The 17,940-nt window shown below is 59.7% G+C and carries 16 protein-coding genes; 12 read left to right on the forward strand and 4 right to left on the reverse strand.

Going from position 1 to position 17,940, the window contains the following annotated elements; genetic code table 11:
• Positions 1–87: 87 nt before the first annotated feature.
• The 7 genes from metK to ruvX all read left to right on the forward strand — a co-directional run bounded on the left by metK (position 88) and on the right by ruvX (position 5,739).
• Positions 88–1,239 (forward strand): methionine adenosyltransferase, encoded by a 1,152-nt coding sequence (metK, locus tag AB5Y83_RS04980; protein WP_005338519.1) that lies wholly within the window; start codon positions 88–90, stop codon positions 1,237–1,239.
• 68 nt (positions 1,240–1,307) lie between these two features.
• Complete coding sequence (locus AB5Y83_RS04985; protein ID WP_368174803.1) at positions 1,308–1,835, forward strand: SprT family zinc-dependent metalloprotease; 528 nt, start codon at positions 1,308–1,310, stop codon at positions 1,833–1,835.
• 74 nt (positions 1,836–1,909) lie between these two features.
• Positions 1,910–2,614, forward strand: coding sequence for an endonuclease (locus AB5Y83_RS04990; protein ID WP_368174804.1), 705 nt, complete (start codon positions 1,910–1,912; stop codon positions 2,612–2,614).
• Positions 2,615–2,742: 128 nt separating this feature from the next.
• Positions 2,743–3,474 carry a 16S rRNA (uracil(1498)-N(3))-methyltransferase gene (gene rsmE / locus AB5Y83_RS04995; protein ID WP_042055147.1) on the forward strand — a complete coding sequence of 244 codons (732 nt, stop codon included), beginning with the start codon at positions 2,743–2,745 and terminating at the stop codon, positions 3,472–3,474.
• A gap of 93 nt (positions 3,475–3,567) precedes the next feature.
• Entirely contained in the window at positions 3,568–4,518 is a 951-nt protein-coding gene (gene gshB / locus AB5Y83_RS05000) for a glutathione synthase (RefSeq protein ID WP_368174805.1), read from the forward strand.
• Between the two features lie 200 nt (positions 4,519–4,718).
• Positions 4,719–5,273: a YqgE/AlgH family protein gene (locus AB5Y83_RS05005; protein WP_005349793.1), complete on the forward strand. Its 555-nt coding sequence runs from the start codon at positions 4,719–4,721 to the stop codon at positions 5,271–5,273.
• A 43-nt stretch (positions 5,274–5,316) separates the two neighbouring features.
• The gene (ruvX, locus tag AB5Y83_RS05010; RefSeq protein ID WP_005343821.1) at positions 5,317–5,739 is read left to right on the forward strand and encodes a Holliday junction resolvase RuvX; all 423 of its coding nucleotides are present in this window, start codon (positions 5,317–5,319) and stop codon (positions 5,737–5,739) included.
• Positions 5,740–5,799: 60 nt separating this feature from the next.
• Here the strand turns inward: ruvX and dtpB are convergent, their stop codons facing one another.
• From dtpB to AB5Y83_RS05025, 3 genes are all read right to left on the reverse strand, one after another.
• On the reverse strand, positions 5,800–7,305 hold the full coding sequence (dtpB, locus tag AB5Y83_RS05015; protein WP_368174806.1) for a dipeptide/tripeptide permease DtpB: 1,506 nt from the start codon (positions 7,303–7,305) through the stop codon (positions 5,800–5,802).
• A gap of 698 nt (positions 7,306–8,003) precedes the next feature.
• Entirely contained in the window at positions 8,004–8,966 is a 963-nt protein-coding gene (gene yidZ, locus AB5Y83_RS05020; RefSeq protein WP_064338536.1) for an HTH-type transcriptional regulator YidZ, read from the reverse strand.
• 18 nt (positions 8,967–8,984) lie between these two features.
• On the reverse strand, positions 8,985–10,157 hold the full coding sequence (locus tag AB5Y83_RS05025; RefSeq protein WP_368174807.1) for an MFS transporter: 1,173 nt from the start codon (positions 10,155–10,157) through the stop codon (positions 8,985–8,987).
• A 364-nt stretch (positions 10,158–10,521) separates the two neighbouring features.
• On the opposite strand from AB5Y83_RS05025, the gene AB5Y83_RS05030 reads away from it, so the two are divergent.
• The 3 genes from AB5Y83_RS05030 to AB5Y83_RS05040 are packed head-to-tail and all read left to right on the forward strand — an operon-like array spanning position 10,522 to position 14,439.
• On the forward strand, positions 10,522–11,442 hold the full coding sequence (locus tag AB5Y83_RS05030) for an AAA family ATPase (RefSeq protein ID WP_368174825.1): 921 nt from the start codon (positions 10,522–10,524) through the stop codon (positions 11,440–11,442).
• Entirely contained in the window at positions 11,442–12,437 is a 996-nt protein-coding gene (locus AB5Y83_RS05035) for a DUF58 domain-containing protein (RefSeq protein ID WP_368174808.1), read from the forward strand. Before AB5Y83_RS05030 ends, AB5Y83_RS05035 begins: the two co-directional genes overlap by 1 nt.
• Positions 12,424–14,439 carry a transglutaminaseTgpA domain-containing protein gene (locus tag AB5Y83_RS05040; protein ID WP_368174809.1) on the forward strand — a complete coding sequence of 672 codons (2,016 nt, stop codon included), beginning with the start codon at positions 12,424–12,426 and terminating at the stop codon, positions 14,437–14,439. Before AB5Y83_RS05035 ends, AB5Y83_RS05040 begins: the two co-directional genes overlap by 14 nt.
• Positions 14,440–14,503: 64 nt before the next feature.
• Here AB5Y83_RS05040 and AB5Y83_RS05045 read toward each other — a convergent pair whose 3' ends face one another.
• Positions 14,504–15,934, reverse strand: a complete 1,431-nt coding sequence (locus AB5Y83_RS05045; protein WP_013724018.1) for a sodium:alanine symporter family protein — start codon at positions 15,932–15,934, stop codon at positions 14,504–14,506.
• A gap of 701 nt (positions 15,935–16,635) precedes the next feature.
• Between AB5Y83_RS05045 and tal the strand changes: the two genes are divergently transcribed.
• A complete protein-coding gene (gene tal / locus AB5Y83_RS05050; RefSeq protein ID WP_368174810.1) occupies positions 16,636–17,586 on the forward strand; it encodes a transaldolase in 951 nt (316 codons plus the stop codon).
• A gap of 160 nt (positions 17,587–17,746) precedes the next feature.
• Positions 17,747–17,929: a DUF3545 family protein gene (locus AB5Y83_RS05055; protein WP_005338547.1), complete on the forward strand. Its 183-nt coding sequence runs from the start codon at positions 17,747–17,749 to the stop codon at positions 17,927–17,929.
• Positions 17,930–17,940 lie beyond the last annotated feature (11 nt).

The raw sequence follows: 17,940 nt of genomic DNA on the forward strand, positions 1-17,940 counted from the left end.
TAGACGTCCAGATGTAGATACCTCTACACCATCCCATTCATCCGGTTATTGCCGTGGCGATAACCCAGACAAGCTGAGACTCTTATCATGGCAAAGCTGTTTACTTCCGAGTCGGTCTCCGAAGGCCATCCCGACAAGATTGCGGACCAGATCTCCGATGCGGTACTGGACGCCATCCTCAAGCAAGATACCAAGGCACGCGTTGCCTGCGAGACCCTGGTCAAGACCGGTATGGTCATGGTGGCCGGCGAAGTAACCACCTCTGCCTGGGTTGATATCGAAGAGATCGTGCGTGATACCGTACGTGAAATCGGCTACACCCACTCCGACATGGGCTTTGACGCTGACTCCTGCGCCGTGCTGAACGCCATCGGCAAGCAGTCCCCGGATATCAACCAGGGCGTTGACCGCAGCGATCCGCTGGAGCAGGGCGCTGGCGACCAGGGCCTGATGTTCGGCTACGCCACCAACGAAACCGACGTGCTGATGCCGGCCCCCATCACCTATTCTCACCTGCTGGTGAAGCGTCAGGCTGAAGTGCGCAAGAACGGCACCCTGCCGTGGCTGCGTCCGGATGCCAAGAGCCAGCTGACCTTCGCCTACGACGACGCAGGCAAGATCATCGGCGTGGATGCCGTGGTGCTGTCTACCCAGCACGCCGAATCCATCAGCCACAAAGATCTGGTTGAAGCGGTACGCGAAGAGATCATCAAGCCGGTGCTGCCGGCCGAGTGGGTCAACAAGGACACCAAATACTTCATCAACCCGACCGGCCGTTTCGTTATCGGCGGCCCGATGGGTGACTGCGGTCTGACCGGTCGCAAGATCATCGTCGACACCTACGGCGGCATGGCTCGTCACGGTGGTGGCGCCTTCTCCGGTAAGGATCCGTCCAAGGTTGACCGTTCTGCAGCCTACGCCGCCCGCTACGTTGCCAAAAACATCGTTGCCGCCGGTCTGGCCGATCGCTGTGAAATCCAGATCTCCTACGCCATCGGCGTGGCCGAGCCGACCTCCATCAGCGTCGAAACCTTCGGTACCGCCAAGGTCGCCGAAGAGCTGCTGGTCAAGCTGGTGCGCGAGCACTTCGAACTGCGCCCGTATGGTCTGATCGAAATGCTGGATCTGAAGCGCCCGATCTATCAGGCTACCGCTGCCTACGGTCACTTCGGTCGCGACGAGTTCCCGTGGGAGCAGACCGACAAGGCCGAACTGCTGCGTTCCGCCGCTGGCCTGTAAGGCTCGCTGTTGTAATAAAAGGGGAGCCTGGCTCCCCTTTTGCTTATCCGCTATCTGACGAGATGTTGATGTCTGCCACCCCTTCCCAGCTTGTCGCCCTGCTGCAACAACGCGTAGAAGCCTGCTTTGTGCAGGCCGAGGCGCGCCTTGGCCGCACCTTCCCCCGCCCGCGGATCTACTGCAATATGCGGGGCCGGGCGGCGGGATCGGCGCGGCTGCAAACCTGGGAGCTGCGCTTCAACCCTGCCCTCTATCAGGCCAACCAGCAGGCGTTTCTGGATGAGGTGGTGCCCCACGAGGTGGCCCATCTGCTGGTCTATGCCCTGTGGGGTGAAGGGCGCGGCAAAAACCGGGTGCTACCCCACGGCCGCCAGTGGCAATCGGTGATGCGGGAGGTGTTCGGCCTTGAGCCCAGAACCACCCACAGCTTCGATCTGGCGGTACTGGCGCAACGCACCGTGCCCTATCGCTGTCACTGCCAGCAGCATCAGCTGTCGGTACGCCGCCACAACAAGGTGGTGCGCGGCGAAGCCCGCTATCACTGCCGCCGCTGCAAGCAGCCGCTGGAGCAGGAACGGCCGGAGCCAGAGCAGTAAGCCAGCTTGTGTCGCGCCCCTGTGGTAGGGTGCCCGCCATCGTTCTTCAATCACCCCGTTTTGCAAGGAATCCAATGCGTTTCACCTCCTCCCTCGCCCTGACCCTGCTGGCCGGTTTGCCGCTGCTCAGCGCGCCTCTGCACGCCCAGACCTTTCGCGAAGCCAAGCAGGATCTGGTGAAGCTCTACCGCAGCCAGCCCGATGCGACCACCTTCTACTGCGGCTGTGACATCAATTATCAGGGCAAGAAAATGAGCCCGGATCTCGCCAGCTGCGGCTATGAGCCGCGCAAGCAGCCCAAGCGGGCCGCCCGCATCGAGTGGGAGCACGTGGTGCCCGCCTGGGAGTTTGGCCACCAGCTGCAGTGCTGGCAGGATGGCGGTCGCAAGAACTGCGAGAAGGTGAGCCCGGAGTTCAACAAGATGGAGGGGGACATGCACAACCTCTTCCCCGCCATCGGCGAGGTGAACGGCGATCGTGCCAACTTCCGCTTCTCCGACTGGAACGGCAAGCCGGATCAGTACGGCCAGTGCCAGATGCTGGTGGATTTCAAGGAGCGCCGGGTGCAGCCGCCCAAGGGGCCGGTGCGGGGTCAGATCGCCCGCGCCTACCTCTACATGAGCGAGCAGTATGGGCTGCGTCTGGCTGCGCAACAGCGTAAACTGTTCGAAGCTTGGGATCGCCAGTACCCGGCAGAGGGCTGGGAGTGCGAGCGCAACCGCCGCATCGGCAAGCTGCAGGGCAATACCAATCCCTTTATTGAAAAGCAGTGCCAATAACCCCATTTGACCAGGGAGGGGGATCGCCCCTCCTAATCATGAAACCCTTCCCTTCTGCAGCGCGAGCCTTGCTCGCCGCCTCGCAGCAGGATATGAAGGGTTTCCAAGCAAGAGACTGACAAGCAGCCATGCGCATTCCACGTATCTATGAACCGGCCACCCTGCAAGTTGGCCAGACCATCGCCCTGTCGGAAGACGGCGCCAACCATATCGGCCGGGTACTGCGCATGCAGCCGGGCCAGCAGCTAGAGCTGTTCAACGGCGATGGCAATCAATATCCCGCCACCATCGCCAGCGTCGGCAAGAAGTCGGTGGAAGTGACCATCGACAGCTGCGATACCCAATCGGTGGAGTCACCGCTGGCCATCCATCTGGGTCAGGTGATCAGCCGTGGCGACAAGATGGACTTCACCATCCAGAAATCGGTGGAGCTGGGCGTCACCTGCATCACCCCGCTCTTCTCCGAACGCTGTGGCGTCAAGCTGCCGGCAGACCGCTTGGAGAAGAAGCGCGAGCAGTGGCAAAAGGTGGTGATCAGCGCCTGCGAACAGTGCGGCCGCAACGTGGTGCCAGAGGTGCGCATGCCGATGGAGCTGGACGCCTGGCTGGCAGAAGAGACCAAGGAGCTCAAGCTCAACCTGCACCCGCGCGCCGAGTACAGCATCAACACCCTGCCCGTTCCCGAGCATGGGGTGCGCCTGCTGATTGGCCCGGAAGGGGGATTGTCGAGCGACGAGATCGCCCGTACCGTGCAGGAAGATTTCAAAGAGATGCTGCTGGGGCCGCGGGTGCTGCGTACCGAAACTGCCGCCCTGACTGCGATCACTGCGCTGCAGTGCCGCTTTGGCGATCTCGCTTGATAAAATAGGCTGCATCGACGCAGCCTCAAGCGGACGATTACGCTGCGCTAATCGACCCTACAACCCTATCGAGCCATTAAAAAGGAACAGCGGATGACCCTTAAACTCGGCATCGTGATGGACCCCATCTCGGCCATCAACATCAAGAAAGATTCCAGCTTTGCCATGCTCGAAGAGGCGCAAAAGCGCGGCTATGAGCTCTTCTATCTGGAGATGAAGGATCTCTACATGGAAGCCGGTCGCGCCTTTGGCACCATGCGCCCGCTCACCGTCAAATATGACTATGCCGACTGGTACACCCTGGGCGAGGTGGTGGATCAGCCCCTCTCCAACCTCGATGTGATCCTGATGCGCAAGGATCCGCCGTTCGACACCGAATTTATCTATGCCACCTACATGCTGGAGCGAGCCGAGGATGAGGGTTGCCTTATCGTCAACAAGCCGCAGAGCCTGCGCGACGCCAACGAGAAGCTCTACACCGCCTGGTTTGCCGAGCATACCCCGACCACGCTGGTGACACGCCGCGCCGACAAGCTGCGCGCCTTCCACGCGAAGCATAAGGACGTGATCCTCAAGCCGCTGGACGGCATGGGCGGCGCCTCCATCTTCCGCATGAAGGAAGATGACGCCAACGTCGGCGTGATTATCGAAACCCTGACCGCCCACGGCAGCCAGTACTGCATGGCGCAGACCTATCTGCCCGCCATCAAGGATGGCGACAAGCGGGTACTGGTAGTGGACGGTGAACCGGTTCCCTACTGCCTGGCCCGTATTCCGGCGCAGGGGGAGACCCGCGGCAATCTGGCGGCCGGTGGCCGTGGTGAAGCACGCCCCCTGAGCGAATCGGACTGGGCCATCGCCCGTGCGGTGGGCCCGACGTTGAAAGAGAAAGGCCTCATCTTCGTCGGCCTCGACATCATCGGCGATCGCCTGACCGAGATTAACGTCACCAGCCCGACCTGCATTCGCGAGATTGAAGCAGCGTTCGATGTACACATCACAGGCATGCTGATGGATGCCATCGAGCGTCGACTGGGCAAATAATCGCCAGGCAGGCTAACCGGCCTGTTCAGGGGTAACCGCCCCCGACAAGCCCGGAAAAAGAGAGGGTGGCCCGGCGCCACCCTCTCTGTTTCAAGACAATCCGGAAAGGGGCGGGATCTCGCCCAGCCCAAAAAGCGGTTTTTCCCATGGGGATCAACTGCCATAATTGACCTCAAATACCTTTGCACTATTTGGCCTCTATGCAAACACTGCAAAATCACTTCCTGCTTGCCATGCCAAGCCTGACGGATCCCTACTTCGAGCGTTCGCTGGTCTATCTGTGCGAGCACAACGAAGAGGGCGCCATGGGACTGGTCGTCAACATTCCGGTCGAGATGTCGCTGGAAACCATGCTGACCCAGCTCCAGCTCAACCCGCCCAACAACCCGGAGCTCAAACAACCGGTACTGCAAGGGGGGCCGGTTCACGCCGATCGCGGCTTCGTGCTGCACAGCTTCCGCCCCGGTTTCAACTCCACCCTGCAGGTGGGGGATGAGATGATGGTGACCACCTCCAAGGATATTCTGGAAACCCTGGGTACGAGCGAGGCTCCTGCCCATTGGCTGGTGGCCCTTGGCTATGCAGGCTGGAGCGCAGGTCAACTGGAACAGGAGCTGGTGGACGGCGCCTGGCTGGTGATCCCCCCCAATCCGGCTCTGGTGTTCAAGACCCCCATTCACAAACGTTGGCAGCAAGCCGCCGCCAGCATAGGGGTGAACCCGGTTCACCTCTCCAGCGATATCGGCCACAGCTAATCGGCTGGCCCGCTCCGCTCTCTATTTCGAGGATTTATCAGTTATGTCATCACGCAGCATCATGGGCTTTGACTATGGCACCAAGAGCATTGGCGTCGCCATCGGTCAGGAGCTGACTGGCACAGCCCAGCCTCTGCGCGCCCTCAAGGCCAACGACGGCATCCCCAACTGGGACGAGATTGAGAAGCTGCTCAAGGAGTGGCAACCGGACCTGCTGGTGGTCGGCCTGCCGCTGAACATGGATGGCACCGATCAGGAGATCACGGTACGGGCCCGCAAATTCGGCAACCGGCTGCATGGCCGTTTCGGCAAGCCGGTGGAGTTCAAGGATGAGCGACTCACCACCACAGATGCCCGCGCCCGGCTGTTTGAGCGGGGCGGCTATCGCGCGCTGGAAAAAGGCAGTGTGGACGGGGTATCGGCGCAGCTGATCGTCGAAGCCTGGATGGAAGAGCAGTACAACTAAGCCATCAACAGCAAGGCAAGGGTCGCAGCCCTTGCCTTGTCTCGCACTATCCTCCCCTCATTACGCCTGTGATTGTCCCGCCACCAGCCCCTCGGCCTCTGTCGGCGTCGCATTCATCATCCGGTTGAGCCAGGGCACCATCAGCCCCATCACTACCGCAATCAGCAGGGTCGCCATCCCGATCTTGCCAAACACGCCGGTGTAGATCGGCAAGGTTTGCAGCGGATCCGTCATCCCTTGCGGCACGGCGGTAAAGGTCGCCACATAGCCACCCAGCAGGGACGCCATCGCCTGAGTCAGGAACCACATTCCGAGAATGAAGCCCATCAGGCGTTGTGGCACCAGCGCGGCGACCATCGCCAGTCCCAGCGCACTGATCATCAGCTCGCCCAGACTCTGGAACAGGTAGATAAGCACCATAAACCAGGGGGAGGTCAGCCCCTGCTCATCGGCAAACCACCAGCCGGATGCAGCCGCCGTCAGAAAGCCCAGCGAGCAGAAGAACATCCCGAGAGTGAACTTGAGCGGCATGGTGAGATCCCGCCCCTTGCTGCCCATACGGGTATAGATCATCGCGAGTACCGGGCTACCCACCACCACCCAGAAGGGGTTGAGCGCCTGGAAGCTGATTGGGTTGACGCTCATGCCCAGCATTTCGTGGTGCATGTTGTTGATGGCAAAGAAGTTCAGAGACGTCGGCATCTGGGCATACAGCACATAGAAGAGCACCGCCTCCAGCATCAGCACGAAGGCCACATACATCTTGTTGCGACCCACGGTGTCGAGCCTGAATGCCTCGCGAAAGAAGAAGATCACCACGGCGATGGTCACCGTCATCAGCACCATGTTGGCGATCACCACGTGGTGCATTAACCAGGCACAGAAGAAGACCATGACCACCGAGCCAGCCAATACCATCAGCAACTTGCCGTAGTTGAGGGGCAGATGATCCGGCTCGGAGCCGATATCTTTCACCATATTGCGGCAGGCAAAGAAGGTGAGCAGCGCAATAATCAACCCCACCCCGCACAGGTTATAGGTCACGGTATAGCCGTAGTGATCGGCAATCACCGGCGCGAGCGAGAGGGAAATAAGCGAGCCGATATTGATCGACATGTAGAAGAGGGTAAAGGCACCATCCAGCCGTGGATCTTTCGGGGCATAACATTTGGAGAGCAGACTGGCCGGGTTGGCCTTGAACAGGCAGTTGCCGACCGCGATGGTACCGAGCGCATAGAAAATCAGGTCAGGATTGTAGATGGACATGCCGGTCATGAAATAGCCGATAACCAGTACAACCGCCCCCAGCACCATGGTGCGCTTGGTGCCGAGCACATGGTCGCCGACATAGCCGCCGACCGAGATCAGACCATATACCAGCGCCGAGAAGGCACCGAAGGTAATAAAGGATTGCTCTTGGGAAAAACCCAGTTGCTGTACAAAGAAGACCGCCAATATCCCCTGCACGCCGTAATAACCGAAGCGCTCCCAGAGTTCGACGAAAAATATCATAAAGAAGGGTTTGGGCTGTTGTAACAACCCTGTGGGTGCTGTTGCTGGACGCATATCAACCTGCCTTTGCTGAGATTTATTTTTATTAATCTGGTGGTGGCTGCCGCACTATTTTTTGCCCGCCATTGCTATAACGGAGAGCACAGTCAGCCTGCCAATCTGGCTATTTTCGGGTGCACGGGCCCCGTTCGATGAAAGGTGCTTTTCATCTAGCCGGTTTCAATTAGGGGTTATCGGGGGATGATGAGTGGCGTCTCCCGGTACAGTTACCGGCTCCGGGTTCTACCTTTGCTGCATCCCTTCACTCAAGCCGGTTTTGCTTATTCCCCTCTGCTCCGTCACTCATGGCTGGTGGCTAGATAGCCGGGGCATGACACGGCCACAGACGACCTGTGGGGCTGGCTCACGCCGCGCTCTACTGGCACTCACCTACGCAGGCGCTATCTAACCCCGCCATTCCAAGGGGTGCCATGCTATATCACTGCAAATACAGGAATTTAATGGTCGATCACACTTTAAAAGTGACCATTAGTGAAGTTTTCTAATGAAACCACATGAATTTTTTTCGTGAAAAGAGCTTCACTCGAGACGTGCAACCAAGGCCAATCTGTGCATAAAGAGAGTTGAATGGCACACAGCTGAACCCGAGCTCGGCACTTCAGTCGTACAAAAGCCCGCTCATCAGGGCGCTCCAAAAACAAAAAGCCGGAGCAGATGGCTCCGGCTGATCGATGGGCACCGTCACGCTCACATTAGCGTGGCGATTCATCGTTGTAGAGTCGCCTTATCTCGTTGCGCAGCCACATTACCTTGGCATCCTGATTGTGCCGCTTGTGCCACAGCAGGATGAAGGCGATCTCCAGCTGGGCGTAGAGCTTCTCGGGTAGCGGCAGCGGCATGGCGATCAGATTGCCGTGATGCCGACTGGCATAACCACCGCAGTAGGAAGGAGCCACCGCAATCAGTTCGTGGCTCGACTGGGAGGCGATATGCAGCGCCTGCTCGAAGCTTGAGACCATGATGGGCACCTCCCGCTTCAATCCCTCATCCTCCAGCAGACTGTCGAGAGCCCAGGTATCGTTCGCTTCCCACACCATGCTGATCTGGGGGCAGGCCAGAAAGTTCTCCAGCGACCACTTCTGCTGGAGCAAGGGGTGATCCTTGCGCAGGAACACGACAGGGCGATCGGTGAACAGCACCTCGTGATCGATGTAATAAGGCAAGCGGTTGACCTTGGCCAGGGAGCGGCCATGGGTCTCGCGGGCGCAGAAGCCGAGATCAGCATCGCCATTGACGATGTCGTTGAGGGAGTGGTGATCCCACCCCAGCATCCTGACCACCGAGTTGGGGTACTTCTGGTAGATGGTCATGGGCAGATCGCTCAGGAAGCTGATGTAGAAGGGGGACTCCATCACCAGCGTGAAGCGGGCACCGTCGGGGATCGCCTCGCTATTGAGCGAGGTGATGCTGTCGGTGAGCTGGAACCAGACCTTCAGCTCCTCCTCCAGGGTCAGGGAGAGGTTGGTCGGCTGCAACCCCTGCCGCACCCGCACAAACAGGGGATCGTCAAACCACTCCCGCAATTTGGCCAGAGACTTGCTCACCGCTGACGGAGTGACACAGAGCTTTTTGGCCGCCCCTGCCACACTGCGCTCCTGCATCAGGTACTTGAACACCACCAGCAGGTTCAAATCGAGTTCACCCAGATTGCGCATATCCCCTCTCATCTTCCATCAGCCCTGCGACCGCGCTTCACGAAGCGCGAGCCATGGTAACAGCCCTTTGACGGCCAGGTAACTGAGCAGTGCCAGCAGCAGGGCGCAGATCAGCATTTCGGTCGGGGCAAAGCCAAGTTGGCCCAGCAGCCAGATATAGAGGCCGGAGAGGCTGATCTGCATGATGCAGAGCACCGCGCTGGCAAAGGCCACATTGTGTTGACAACCATCGAGCGCCTCCCCCATCGCCACCCCGAAGCCACAGGAGAAGCCGACACAGACCAGCGCAAACCCCGGCAGCAGCAGATGGATATCGCCCCCCGCCTGCCAGCTGCCGATCAGTGAGCACGCAGCCAGCAGATAGGAGAGATGAGCCACCGCCAGCACTTTCTGTTTGCCCAACCAGCGCAACAGCAGGGGCGTCAGGAAGGAGGTGGACATACTCACGCCGGCCATCACCATCATCACGATGGAATACTGCTCGGTGGTGAAACCAAACTCCTTCATCAGGATCAGCGGCGAGACGCTGACATAGACCAGAATAGAGGTCACGCTGGCACTGGTCAGCAGGGAGAGCAGCATAAAGCGCGGCGAGCACAGCAGGGCAAAAGGCAGCGCAGCGCTACTCCCCGGTTGCCGCGCCGGGCGGGTCTCCTTGAGCAGCAACAAGTTCACAAGACCGCTGATGGCCGCCACCAGCGCCATCGCCACGAAGATCCCGCGCCAGTCAAAATGGGACAGGATGAGGTAACCGAGCACCGGCGCCAGCACCGGGATCACGCAGATGACCCCGTTGATCATCGAGAGCGCCATCGCCAGCCGCTCCTCACTCAGCACATCCCGCAGCACGGTAAAGGTCATGATGTAGAGCGCACCGGCCCCGACCCCCTGCCAGAAACGGCCGAAATAGAACTGACTTATCCCCTCTGCGCTGCCTGCCACCAGCGAGGCGAGGACAAAAATCAGGGCGCCCCCGAGCACCACCCAGCGCCGCCCGAAGCGATCGGCAATCATCCCGCCCAACAGCACGGTGGCCGCCATGCCAAACAGATAGATGGAGAAGGCAGTGTGGATCTGCGCCTCGCTCGCCTGCAGGGCATCGGCAATCTTGGGCACGGCGACCAGATAGAGATCGATCCCGACCGGATAGAGGATGATCATCAGAAAAGTGCACAGCAGGAATACAGGCATGGATGCTCCATAACAGATTGGCGTGCCGATGCCTGCCAGATCACAGCGACAGGCGAACAGTGGCGGGGCCAAGGTGGTGACAAAGCTAGCAACACAGCGCGTCGCAATGGGGCAACTATATGGGTGCCCACCGCCCTCACCTAGTGAAGATATGGCGATCGGTAAATTCCAATCAGGAAATATTCTATTGCGCTGCGTGCCTGGGCGGCCATATTGAATCGAGCAGATTCAGCAATAAACCGGGTCACCTCCCGCTCATTGCCATCCCTGCGCTGCACTTTACCGCCCGTCTGTTATCCGCCTTGGCCCTTGCGGGCGTATAAGCTGTAGGTGCGACGCAATACAGGGAATGTGTATGAAGGGAATGAAAAGAGAAGAGCAGATTGCCGGGCTGCTGGCGGCACTGGAGCAAGTCATTCTGGGCAAGCCGCTGCAACTGAAAATCGCGCTGGTGACCCTGCTGGCGCGCGGTCATCTGCTGATCGAGGATCTGCCCGGCATGGGCAAAACCACCCTGGCCCACGCGCTGTCGCAGGTGCTGGGGCTGGCATGCAGGCGCATGCAGTTCACCGCCGATCTGCTCCCCGCCGACCTGCTGGGGCTTCAGATTTTTGACCCCCAGCAACAAACATTTCGCTTTCACCCCGGCCCCATCTTCACCCAGGTGCTGCTGGCGGACGAGATCAACCGTGCCAGCCCCAAAGTACAAAGCGCCCTGCTGGAGGCTATGGCCGAGGGCAAGGTGAGCATTGAGGGGAATACGCATTCCCTCCCCGATCCATTTTTCGTCATCGCTACCCAGAACCCTGGGGATCAGGCGGGCACCTATCCACTGCCGGAGTCCCAACTCGACCGCTTCGCCGTGCGACTCTCGCTGGGTTTTCCACCACGAGAGGCGGAGCGCCAGTTGCTGCGTGGCCACCAACCGACTGTCCCGTTGCCCGCCATGCTGGATGCTGCCGGGCTCGCCACCTTGCAAAGCGAAGGGGATGCCATCCATGTTTCCGATGCCACCCTCGACTACCTGCTGACACTGGTACACCAGAGCCGCTTTGATGGGGAGCTGCCACAGCCCCTCTCCCCCCGTGCAGCCCAGACCTTGCTGGCGGTGAGCCGGGCCTGGGCGCTGGTGGCGGGGCGGCGCTTTGTCACGGTGGAGGATGTGCAGGCAGTCTTCCCCTATGTGGCCGAGCATCGGCTGCGGGGCAGCTTTGGCGTACAGCACGGCGAAGCCTGTCCCCTGAGCCAGCGATTGCTGGCCAAGGTCGATCCGGACAATCCCTGATGAGCAAATTGTTTGACCGTTGGCAGCAGTGGCGAGCCCGCTGGCAGCAGCGTTGGCTCGATCGCCGCATTCCCCCGGCCCGCCAGATCATGCTGGGTACCCGCAGCCTCTTTATCCTCCCCACCCGCATGGGGCTGCTCTATCTGCTGGTGCTGCTCGCCATCTATCTGCTCGGCACCAATTACCAGAACAATCTGGTGCTGCTGGTGGCCTACTGCCTCGGCAGCCTGTTTATGGCAGCCATGTGGCTCACCCACCGCAATCTGCTGGGGCTGGAGCTGCTGGGTGGCCCGCTGATGCTGGGGGAAGCGGGTAGCCAGCTGCCGATCCGTATCTTGGTGCAGAGCCCGCGCCCGGTGCTGGCACTCCGTTTTAGCCTCAACGAAGGCACCCTCTGGCTGGCACAGGCCGACGCTGTGCCCAGCACAGTTATCCTGCCAGTATCGGGCTCTCGCCGCGGGTCACTGCCCCTTGGTCGATTGCGGGTCGAGAGCTGCTACCCCCTCGGCCTGTTTCGCTGCTGGTCCCTGCTGGACTTGCAACTGGAGGGCTGGCTTTCCCCCAAACCTGCGTTCGGGGCGCTAATGGGGGTACATGCGACCGAAAGCGAGGGTTATCAGGGCCAGCCCGCTCCAGCGCCCCTCGGTGACTTTGATACCCTGCGGACACATCAGGCCGGTGAACCACTGAGCCGGGTCGCCTGGAAGCAACTTGCCCAAGGGCGCGGCCTGCTGACCAAACAGTTCCATGAACCACAGCAGGATGACACTCACCTCACATTGCCGCGGGTCGCAGGCGGGGATCTGGAGCAGCGGCTGGCGGTGCTGGCCTGGTGGTGCGCCGATTACGGCAAGCGGGGCATCCCCTTCACCCTGACGCTGGCAAACCAGACGCTGGGGCCCGATAGTGGCGCCACCTTTGTGCAGCACTGCCTGCTGGCACTAGCCCAGTTCGATGCCACACCACCGAAGAGCACGCCGGATGCTGCTCGATAACCGCCGTCTGTTGCCACTCATCGCCCTGCAACAGCTGCTGCTGGTCGCGGCGCTCTGGCCCCAACTGCAGATCTGGGTGGCGGCGGTGGGCGCCATCACCCTCGGCGTCCGGGCCATGATGCTGTGGCGCGGCTGGCCGCCCCTGCCTGCCCGCGGGTTGGCGCTGCTGGCCATCACTACTGTGCTGTTGCTGGGGCTGCAGTGGCGTGGGCTAGGAACCCTGCCAGCCCTGATCAATCTGCTCTGGCTCGGCTATAGCCTCAAGATGATCGAGGTACGGCGCGAGCGGGATATCGAGCAGGTGCTGCTGCTCGCCTTCTTTCTGATCGCGCTGGCGCTGGTACAACGCCAAAGCATCGGCTGGACGGCCGGGATGGCAGTGGCACTCTGGCTGGCAGTGACCGCGCTGGTGGCAGCCATCGCTCCCGAGCAGAAATGGCCTTGGCGCAGCGCGGGTGGCTCCCTGCTGCTGGCGCTTCCACTGCTTATTACCCTGTTTTTGCTGCTGCCAAGGCTCCCGCCCCTCTGGCAGATGCCCACCACCAGCCGCGCCCTGTCGGGGCTCTCGGAAGAGCTGGCCCCCGGCGATATCAACGAACTGGTCAACTCCTCCGAACTGGCGTTTCGGGTCACTTTTGCCGATGGCCCGCCCCCTGTCCGCGAGCGCTATTTTCCGGTGATGCGCCAAGAGGTTTTCGATGGCCAGCGCTGGTTGCTAAGCCCCGAGATCAGGGCGTGGCAGCGGACGGTGCCGGTGCAAAACGGGCTCACCCTTCTGGCATCCTCTTCTCAGGCCAACTCTCAACTGGCAGATAGTCCGTTACCCGCCGGGAGCTACGAGGTGATCGCCGAGCCCCAGCGCCACCGCTGGGCCTTTGCCCTGAGTGAACCGCGCCTGCTGGCGGGCCCGGTGCTGCTTACCCCTCTCGACACCCTCTATCGTCAGGGGAGCGGCGAGGTGGCGATCCGCTATCGCATTGGCCGCGGCGAAGCGCTGCCCGAGGATGACCACCAAGCCGCCCAGCGCAACCTGCAACTGCCAGCCGAGGGCAACCCGAGAGCGCGAGCTCACGGCCAAGGGCTGGCTGTGCGCTATCCAGAACGCGCTGCGCTGGTCGCAGCCCTGCTCGCGCAGTTTCGCAGCCAATCCTATTACTACACTCTGACCCCGCCACGGCTTGGCAGTGACGGGGTGGATGAGTTCCTGTTCGATACCAAACGCGGCTTTTGCGGCCACTACGCCATGGCGACCGCTTTCGTACTACGCGCCGCCGGTATTCCGGCACGGCTGGTCACCGGTTATCTCGGCGGTGAGTGGAATCCAAGGGGCAACTATTTGGCGGTGCACCAGTTCGATGCTCACGCCTGGGTAGAGTATCTCGATGAAGGGGGAAAGTGGCGGCGAATCGACCCCACGGCGGCAGTGGCACCGGAGCGCATTGAAGACGGCGTGAGGGAGGCGCTGAGCGACGAGTTTACCGCCGCCGACCCCCTCACTTTGCAGCGTTATCGCAACTGGGCTCTGCTCAATCAACTGCGCTGGTGGGGCAACAATATCGACTACCAGTGGAGTCGCTGGGTGATTGGTTACGATGCGGGTCAGCTCTGGCAACAAATCGGCCTGCGCTGGCCCGCACTGGCGGGACACACTCCCTGGTTTATCCTCGCCAGCCTGATGCTGGTCGCCCTGCTGGTGAGCCTGCCCCTGCTGTTGCCCGCCCGCCTGCCGCCAGAGCGGCGCATCTGGCAGCCCCTGCTCAAACGGGGTAAACGCAGCGGCTACCCACCAGAGCCCGCCGAGAGCATGGGGGCATGGTGCGAGCGGCTGGCACGGCTGCGTCCCGACCTTGCCCATCCCCTGCTAAAGAGTGCGTGGCTCTATCGACTCTGGCGTTATGCCCCCCTCAGCAAACGGCAACAAGGGCGCTGCTGGCGCCAGTTACGACGGCGTGTCAGACAACTCGCCCAGCGCTGGGATCAACAGCCAGCGAGTGCACCGTAAAAGAAGGGGGGAGCCACCGGCTCCCCCCTTCAGGTTTTAATCAAGAGGTTTGATTCACCGCTTGTTACTTTTTGGTCGGATTGTCCCAGATCCCCTCTTCCAGCTGGGAGCGGATCTCGGGGTATTTGTTGGCATCGAAGGTGGGCACCTTGCCCAGCCGGAGCTGGTCGTTGTAATCCTTCGCCAGCTTGATGGCGACGCTGGAGAGCAGCAGGATCGCCACCAGGTTGACGATGGCCATCAGACCCATGGAGACATCCGCCATGGCCCACACGATCGGCAACTCACCCACGGCGCCGAACATCACCATCCCCAGTACGAACACCCGGAACAGCATCAGGCCGCCCTTGTGGTTGTGCTCGAGGAACACCAGATTGGTCTCGGCATAGGAGTAGTTCGCCACGATAGAGGTGAAGGCGAAGAAGAAGATGGCCGCAGCAATAAAGATGTTGCCACCGCTGCCAATCTGGGAGGAGAGCGCCCGCTGGGTCAGCTCGACACCGGTCACGCCGGAGCCCGGCTCAAACTGACCGGACATCAGGATGATGGCAGCGGTACAGCTGCAGATGACGATAGTGTCCATAAAGACCCCCAGCATCTGCACATAACCCTGAGAGGCCGGGTGCGGCGGATAGGGAGTGGCAGTCGCCGCAGCGTTGGGCGCAGAGCCCATGCCCGCTTCGTTGGAGAAGAGACCACGCTTGATACCGTTGATCATCGCCTGGGAGATGGCATAACCGAGCGCACCCGAGCCTGCCTGCTCAATCCCGAAGGCGGACTTGATGATCAGCATGAAGACATGGGGCAACTCGGTGATGTTCATCGCCACGATCACCAGCGCCAGCAGGATGTAGGCCAGTGCCATAAAGGGCACTACCAGCTCGGCAAAACGGGCAATGCCACGAATGCCGCCGAAGATAATCAGGCCGGAGAGCGCCACCAGCGCCAGACCGCTGACCCAGTCAGGAATGCCAAACGCCACCTTCATCGCCAGACTGATGGAGTTGGCCTGCACCGCGTTGAACACCAGGCCAAATGCCAGGATCAGGCAGAGCGAGAAGACCACCCCCATCCAGCGCATGCCAAGGCCTTTCTCCATGTAGTAGGCCGGGCCACCACGGTAGTTGCCATCCTCATCCTTGACCTTGTAGAGCTGGGCCAGAGTGCTTTCAACGAAGGCGGTCGCCATGCCGATAAAGGCAATCAGCCACATCCAGAAGATGGCGCCGGGGCCACCCAGATAGATGGCGACAGCCACACCGGCCAGGTTGCCGGTGCCGACACGGGCGGCAAGGCTGGTACAGAGGGCCTGGAAGGAGGAGATGCCTGCGTTGTCCGATTTACGGCTGTTTTTCAGCACGGAAAACATGTGGCCAAAGTGACGGATCTGGATAAAACCCAGGCGGAAGGTGAAAAAGATACCGACCCCGATGAGCAGGTAGATGAGCACGGCTCCCCACATCAGGTCGTTTAGCATCGCAATCAAGGTGTCCATAATTCTCTCGTTGTTATTCACATCCATGGCCAGTCTGCGCTGACCGTTTTCTGTCTGTCGTTTAATTAGCGTTTCGCTAAAGGGGCGGAATCTAGCACAGCGGGAGAGCCCGGAATAGTGATCCCGGTCACGCGAGACACAAAAAACGAACGGTAAAAGCCCATAAAGCTCCATTTAAATCGCAAACTTTCAACAAACTCAATAATTCAATCAGACAGGCCACCATTAAGCCCCATAAGAGAACCATTTTGATATATCCCTGATGAGCTATGCGAAAACGCAAACGCTTGCCTGAAATGGCTTTCAAACTGCGATATTTCGCCAAACGTTTTCTCTGTAATTAAATTTCAAGTACGTAGCGAGATAATTTATGTGATCGACGACACAAATATGGATATTGGCTAAAAAAGTTCAGCTGAAAGCAAACCGGAGCGAGGTCGGGAGGAAATGTAAAAAACCTTACTAATCATATAGTTTCAAGCCATAAAACGGGATCACTCAACAGTCTGAATGTTTAACAACCAAGCGCCCCTATTGCAGGATGCAGCACATCAGTATTAATTAGGCAGGCAATGACGATGGGCCGCCCCCATCGCGCTTTTCTGAGCCTGAGGCACCAAGATCCTGTAATTTTATTTCAGAACCACCGTCTCAAGCCCGCAACCCAGGGATTACTCCCTCATTAAGAGATGATATTCGCTATGGCCGATAAATTAACCCAGCTGAAAGCCCTGACCACTGTTGTTGCCGACACCGGCGATATCGAAGCCATCAAACGCTATCAGCCCATCGATGCCACCACCAACCCCTCTCTGGTTCTGAAGGCCTCCGAGATCCCCGAGTACGCTCCGCTGATCGAAGACGCCATCAAGTGGGCCAAAGCCCAGAGCCAGGACAAGGCACAGCAAATCATCGACGCGGGCGACAAGCTGGCCGTCAACATCGGTCTGGAAGTGCTGAAGATCGTTCCGGGCCGTATCTCTACCGAAGTGGATGCCCGTCTCTCCTTCGATACCGAAGCCAGCATCGCCAAGGCCCGCAAACTGATCCGTCTCTACAACGAAGCCGGCATCAGCAACGACCGCATTCTGATCAAGCTGGCCTCCACCTGGGAAGGGGTCCGTGCCGCTGAAGTACTGGAGAAAGAGGGTATCCAGTGCAACCTGACCCTGCTGTTCTCCTTCGCCCAGGCCCGTGCCTGTGCCGAAGCCGGTGCCTTCCTGATCTCCCCGTTCGTGGGTCGTATCCTCGACTGGTACAAGGCCAAAAATGGCCGTGATTACACCGCCAGCGAAGATCCGGGCGTGGTCTCCGTCACCTCCATCTACAACTACTACAAGCAGCACGACTACCCGACCGTGGTGATGGGCGCCAGCTTCCGCAACACCGGCGAGATCCTGGAACTGGCCGGTTGCGACCGCCTGACCATTGGCCCGGCCCTGCTGGAAGAGCTGAGCAAGACCGAAGGCGCCGTGGTACGCAAACTGGACTACACCGGTGAGCGCAAGGCCAAACCGACCCCGATGACCGAAGCCGAATTCCGCTGGGAACTGAACCAGGATGCCATGGCTCACGAGAAGCTGGGCGAAGGCATCCGCATGTTTGCCATCGACCAGGGCAAGCTGGAAACCATGCTGGCAAGCCGCCTGTAATCGGTTCTTTTTTCTGATAAAAACCGGGCCCCCACCAAGGGGCCCGGTTTTTTTTCATGGGCTTTTTTAGCGCTGTCATAGAGTCGTCACGAAAACGTTTTAATTTCAGATTCGTTATGTTATACGGGTGGTGAAAACGATAAAAACCAAGGAGGGAGCCATGGAAATGTTCAACTTCGATTATGACGAGGTGGTTGAACTCGGTTCGCGTAGCCGCGGGACAACGGGAAAAAAACGTAAATGGCGTGAAATCGAGGCGTTGAAAGACAAACATCGCCTGCAGAAGGAGCTGCAATCCATCGATATCGCCTATGAAGGTCTTACAGACGAGATTGAACTGTAATACCACCAGAC

This window comes from Aeromonas sp. R5-4, from assembly GCF_040908215.1.
Lineage (GTDB): Bacteria > Pseudomonadota > Gammaproteobacteria > Enterobacterales > Aeromonadaceae > Aeromonas > Aeromonas veronii.

What these genes read in the sequence shown, in the direction of transcription:
- AB5Y83_RS05035 (WP_368174808.1), top strand. Translation starts at nt 11,442, where the DNA reads ATGAGCAAATTGTTTGACCGTTGGCAGCAGTGGCGAGCCCGCTGGCAG.
- metK (WP_005338519.1), top strand. Translation starts at nt 88, where the DNA reads ATGGCAAAGCTGTTTACTTCCGAGTCGGTCTCCGAAGGCCATCCCGAC.
- AB5Y83_RS05045 (WP_013724018.1), bottom strand. Translation starts at nt 15,934, where the DNA reads ATGGACACCTTGATTGCGATGCTAAACGACCTGATGTGGGGAGCCGTG.
- dtpB (WP_368174806.1), bottom strand. Translation starts at nt 7,305, where the DNA reads ATGCGTCCAGCAACAGCACCCACAGGGTTGTTACAACAGCCCAAACCC.
- AB5Y83_RS05040 (WP_368174809.1), top strand. Translation starts at nt 12,424, where the DNA reads ATGCTGCTCGATAACCGCCGTCTGTTGCCACTCATCGCCCTGCAACAG.
- AB5Y83_RS05055 (WP_005338547.1), top strand. Translation starts at nt 17,747, where the DNA reads ATGGAAATGTTCAACTTCGATTATGACGAGGTGGTTGAACTCGGTTCG.
- tal (WP_368174810.1), top strand. Translation starts at nt 16,636, where the DNA reads ATGGCCGATAAATTAACCCAGCTGAAAGCCCTGACCACTGTTGTTGCC.
- gshB (WP_368174805.1), top strand. Translation starts at nt 3,568, where the DNA reads ATGACCCTTAAACTCGGCATCGTGATGGACCCCATCTCGGCCATCAAC.
- rsmE (WP_042055147.1), top strand. Translation starts at nt 2,743, where the DNA reads ATGCGCATTCCACGTATCTATGAACCGGCCACCCTGCAAGTTGGCCAG.
- AB5Y83_RS05005 (WP_005349793.1), top strand. Translation starts at nt 4,719, where the DNA reads ATGCAAACACTGCAAAATCACTTCCTGCTTGCCATGCCAAGCCTGACG.
- AB5Y83_RS04990 (WP_368174804.1), top strand. Translation starts at nt 1,910, where the DNA reads ATGCGTTTCACCTCCTCCCTCGCCCTGACCCTGCTGGCCGGTTTGCCG.
- AB5Y83_RS05030 (WP_368174825.1), top strand. Translation starts at nt 10,522, where the DNA reads ATGAAAAGAGAAGAGCAGATTGCCGGGCTGCTGGCGGCACTGGAGCAA.
- yidZ (WP_064338536.1), bottom strand. Translation starts at nt 8,966, where the DNA reads ATGCGCAATCTGGGTGAACTCGATTTGAACCTGCTGGTGGTGTTCAAG.
- ruvX (WP_005343821.1), top strand. Translation starts at nt 5,317, where the DNA reads ATGTCATCACGCAGCATCATGGGCTTTGACTATGGCACCAAGAGCATT.
- AB5Y83_RS05025 (WP_368174807.1), bottom strand. Translation starts at nt 10,157, where the DNA reads ATGCCTGTATTCCTGCTGTGCACTTTTCTGATGATCATCCTCTATCCG.
- AB5Y83_RS04985 (WP_368174803.1), top strand. Translation starts at nt 1,308, where the DNA reads ATGTCTGCCACCCCTTCCCAGCTTGTCGCCCTGCTGCAACAACGCGTA.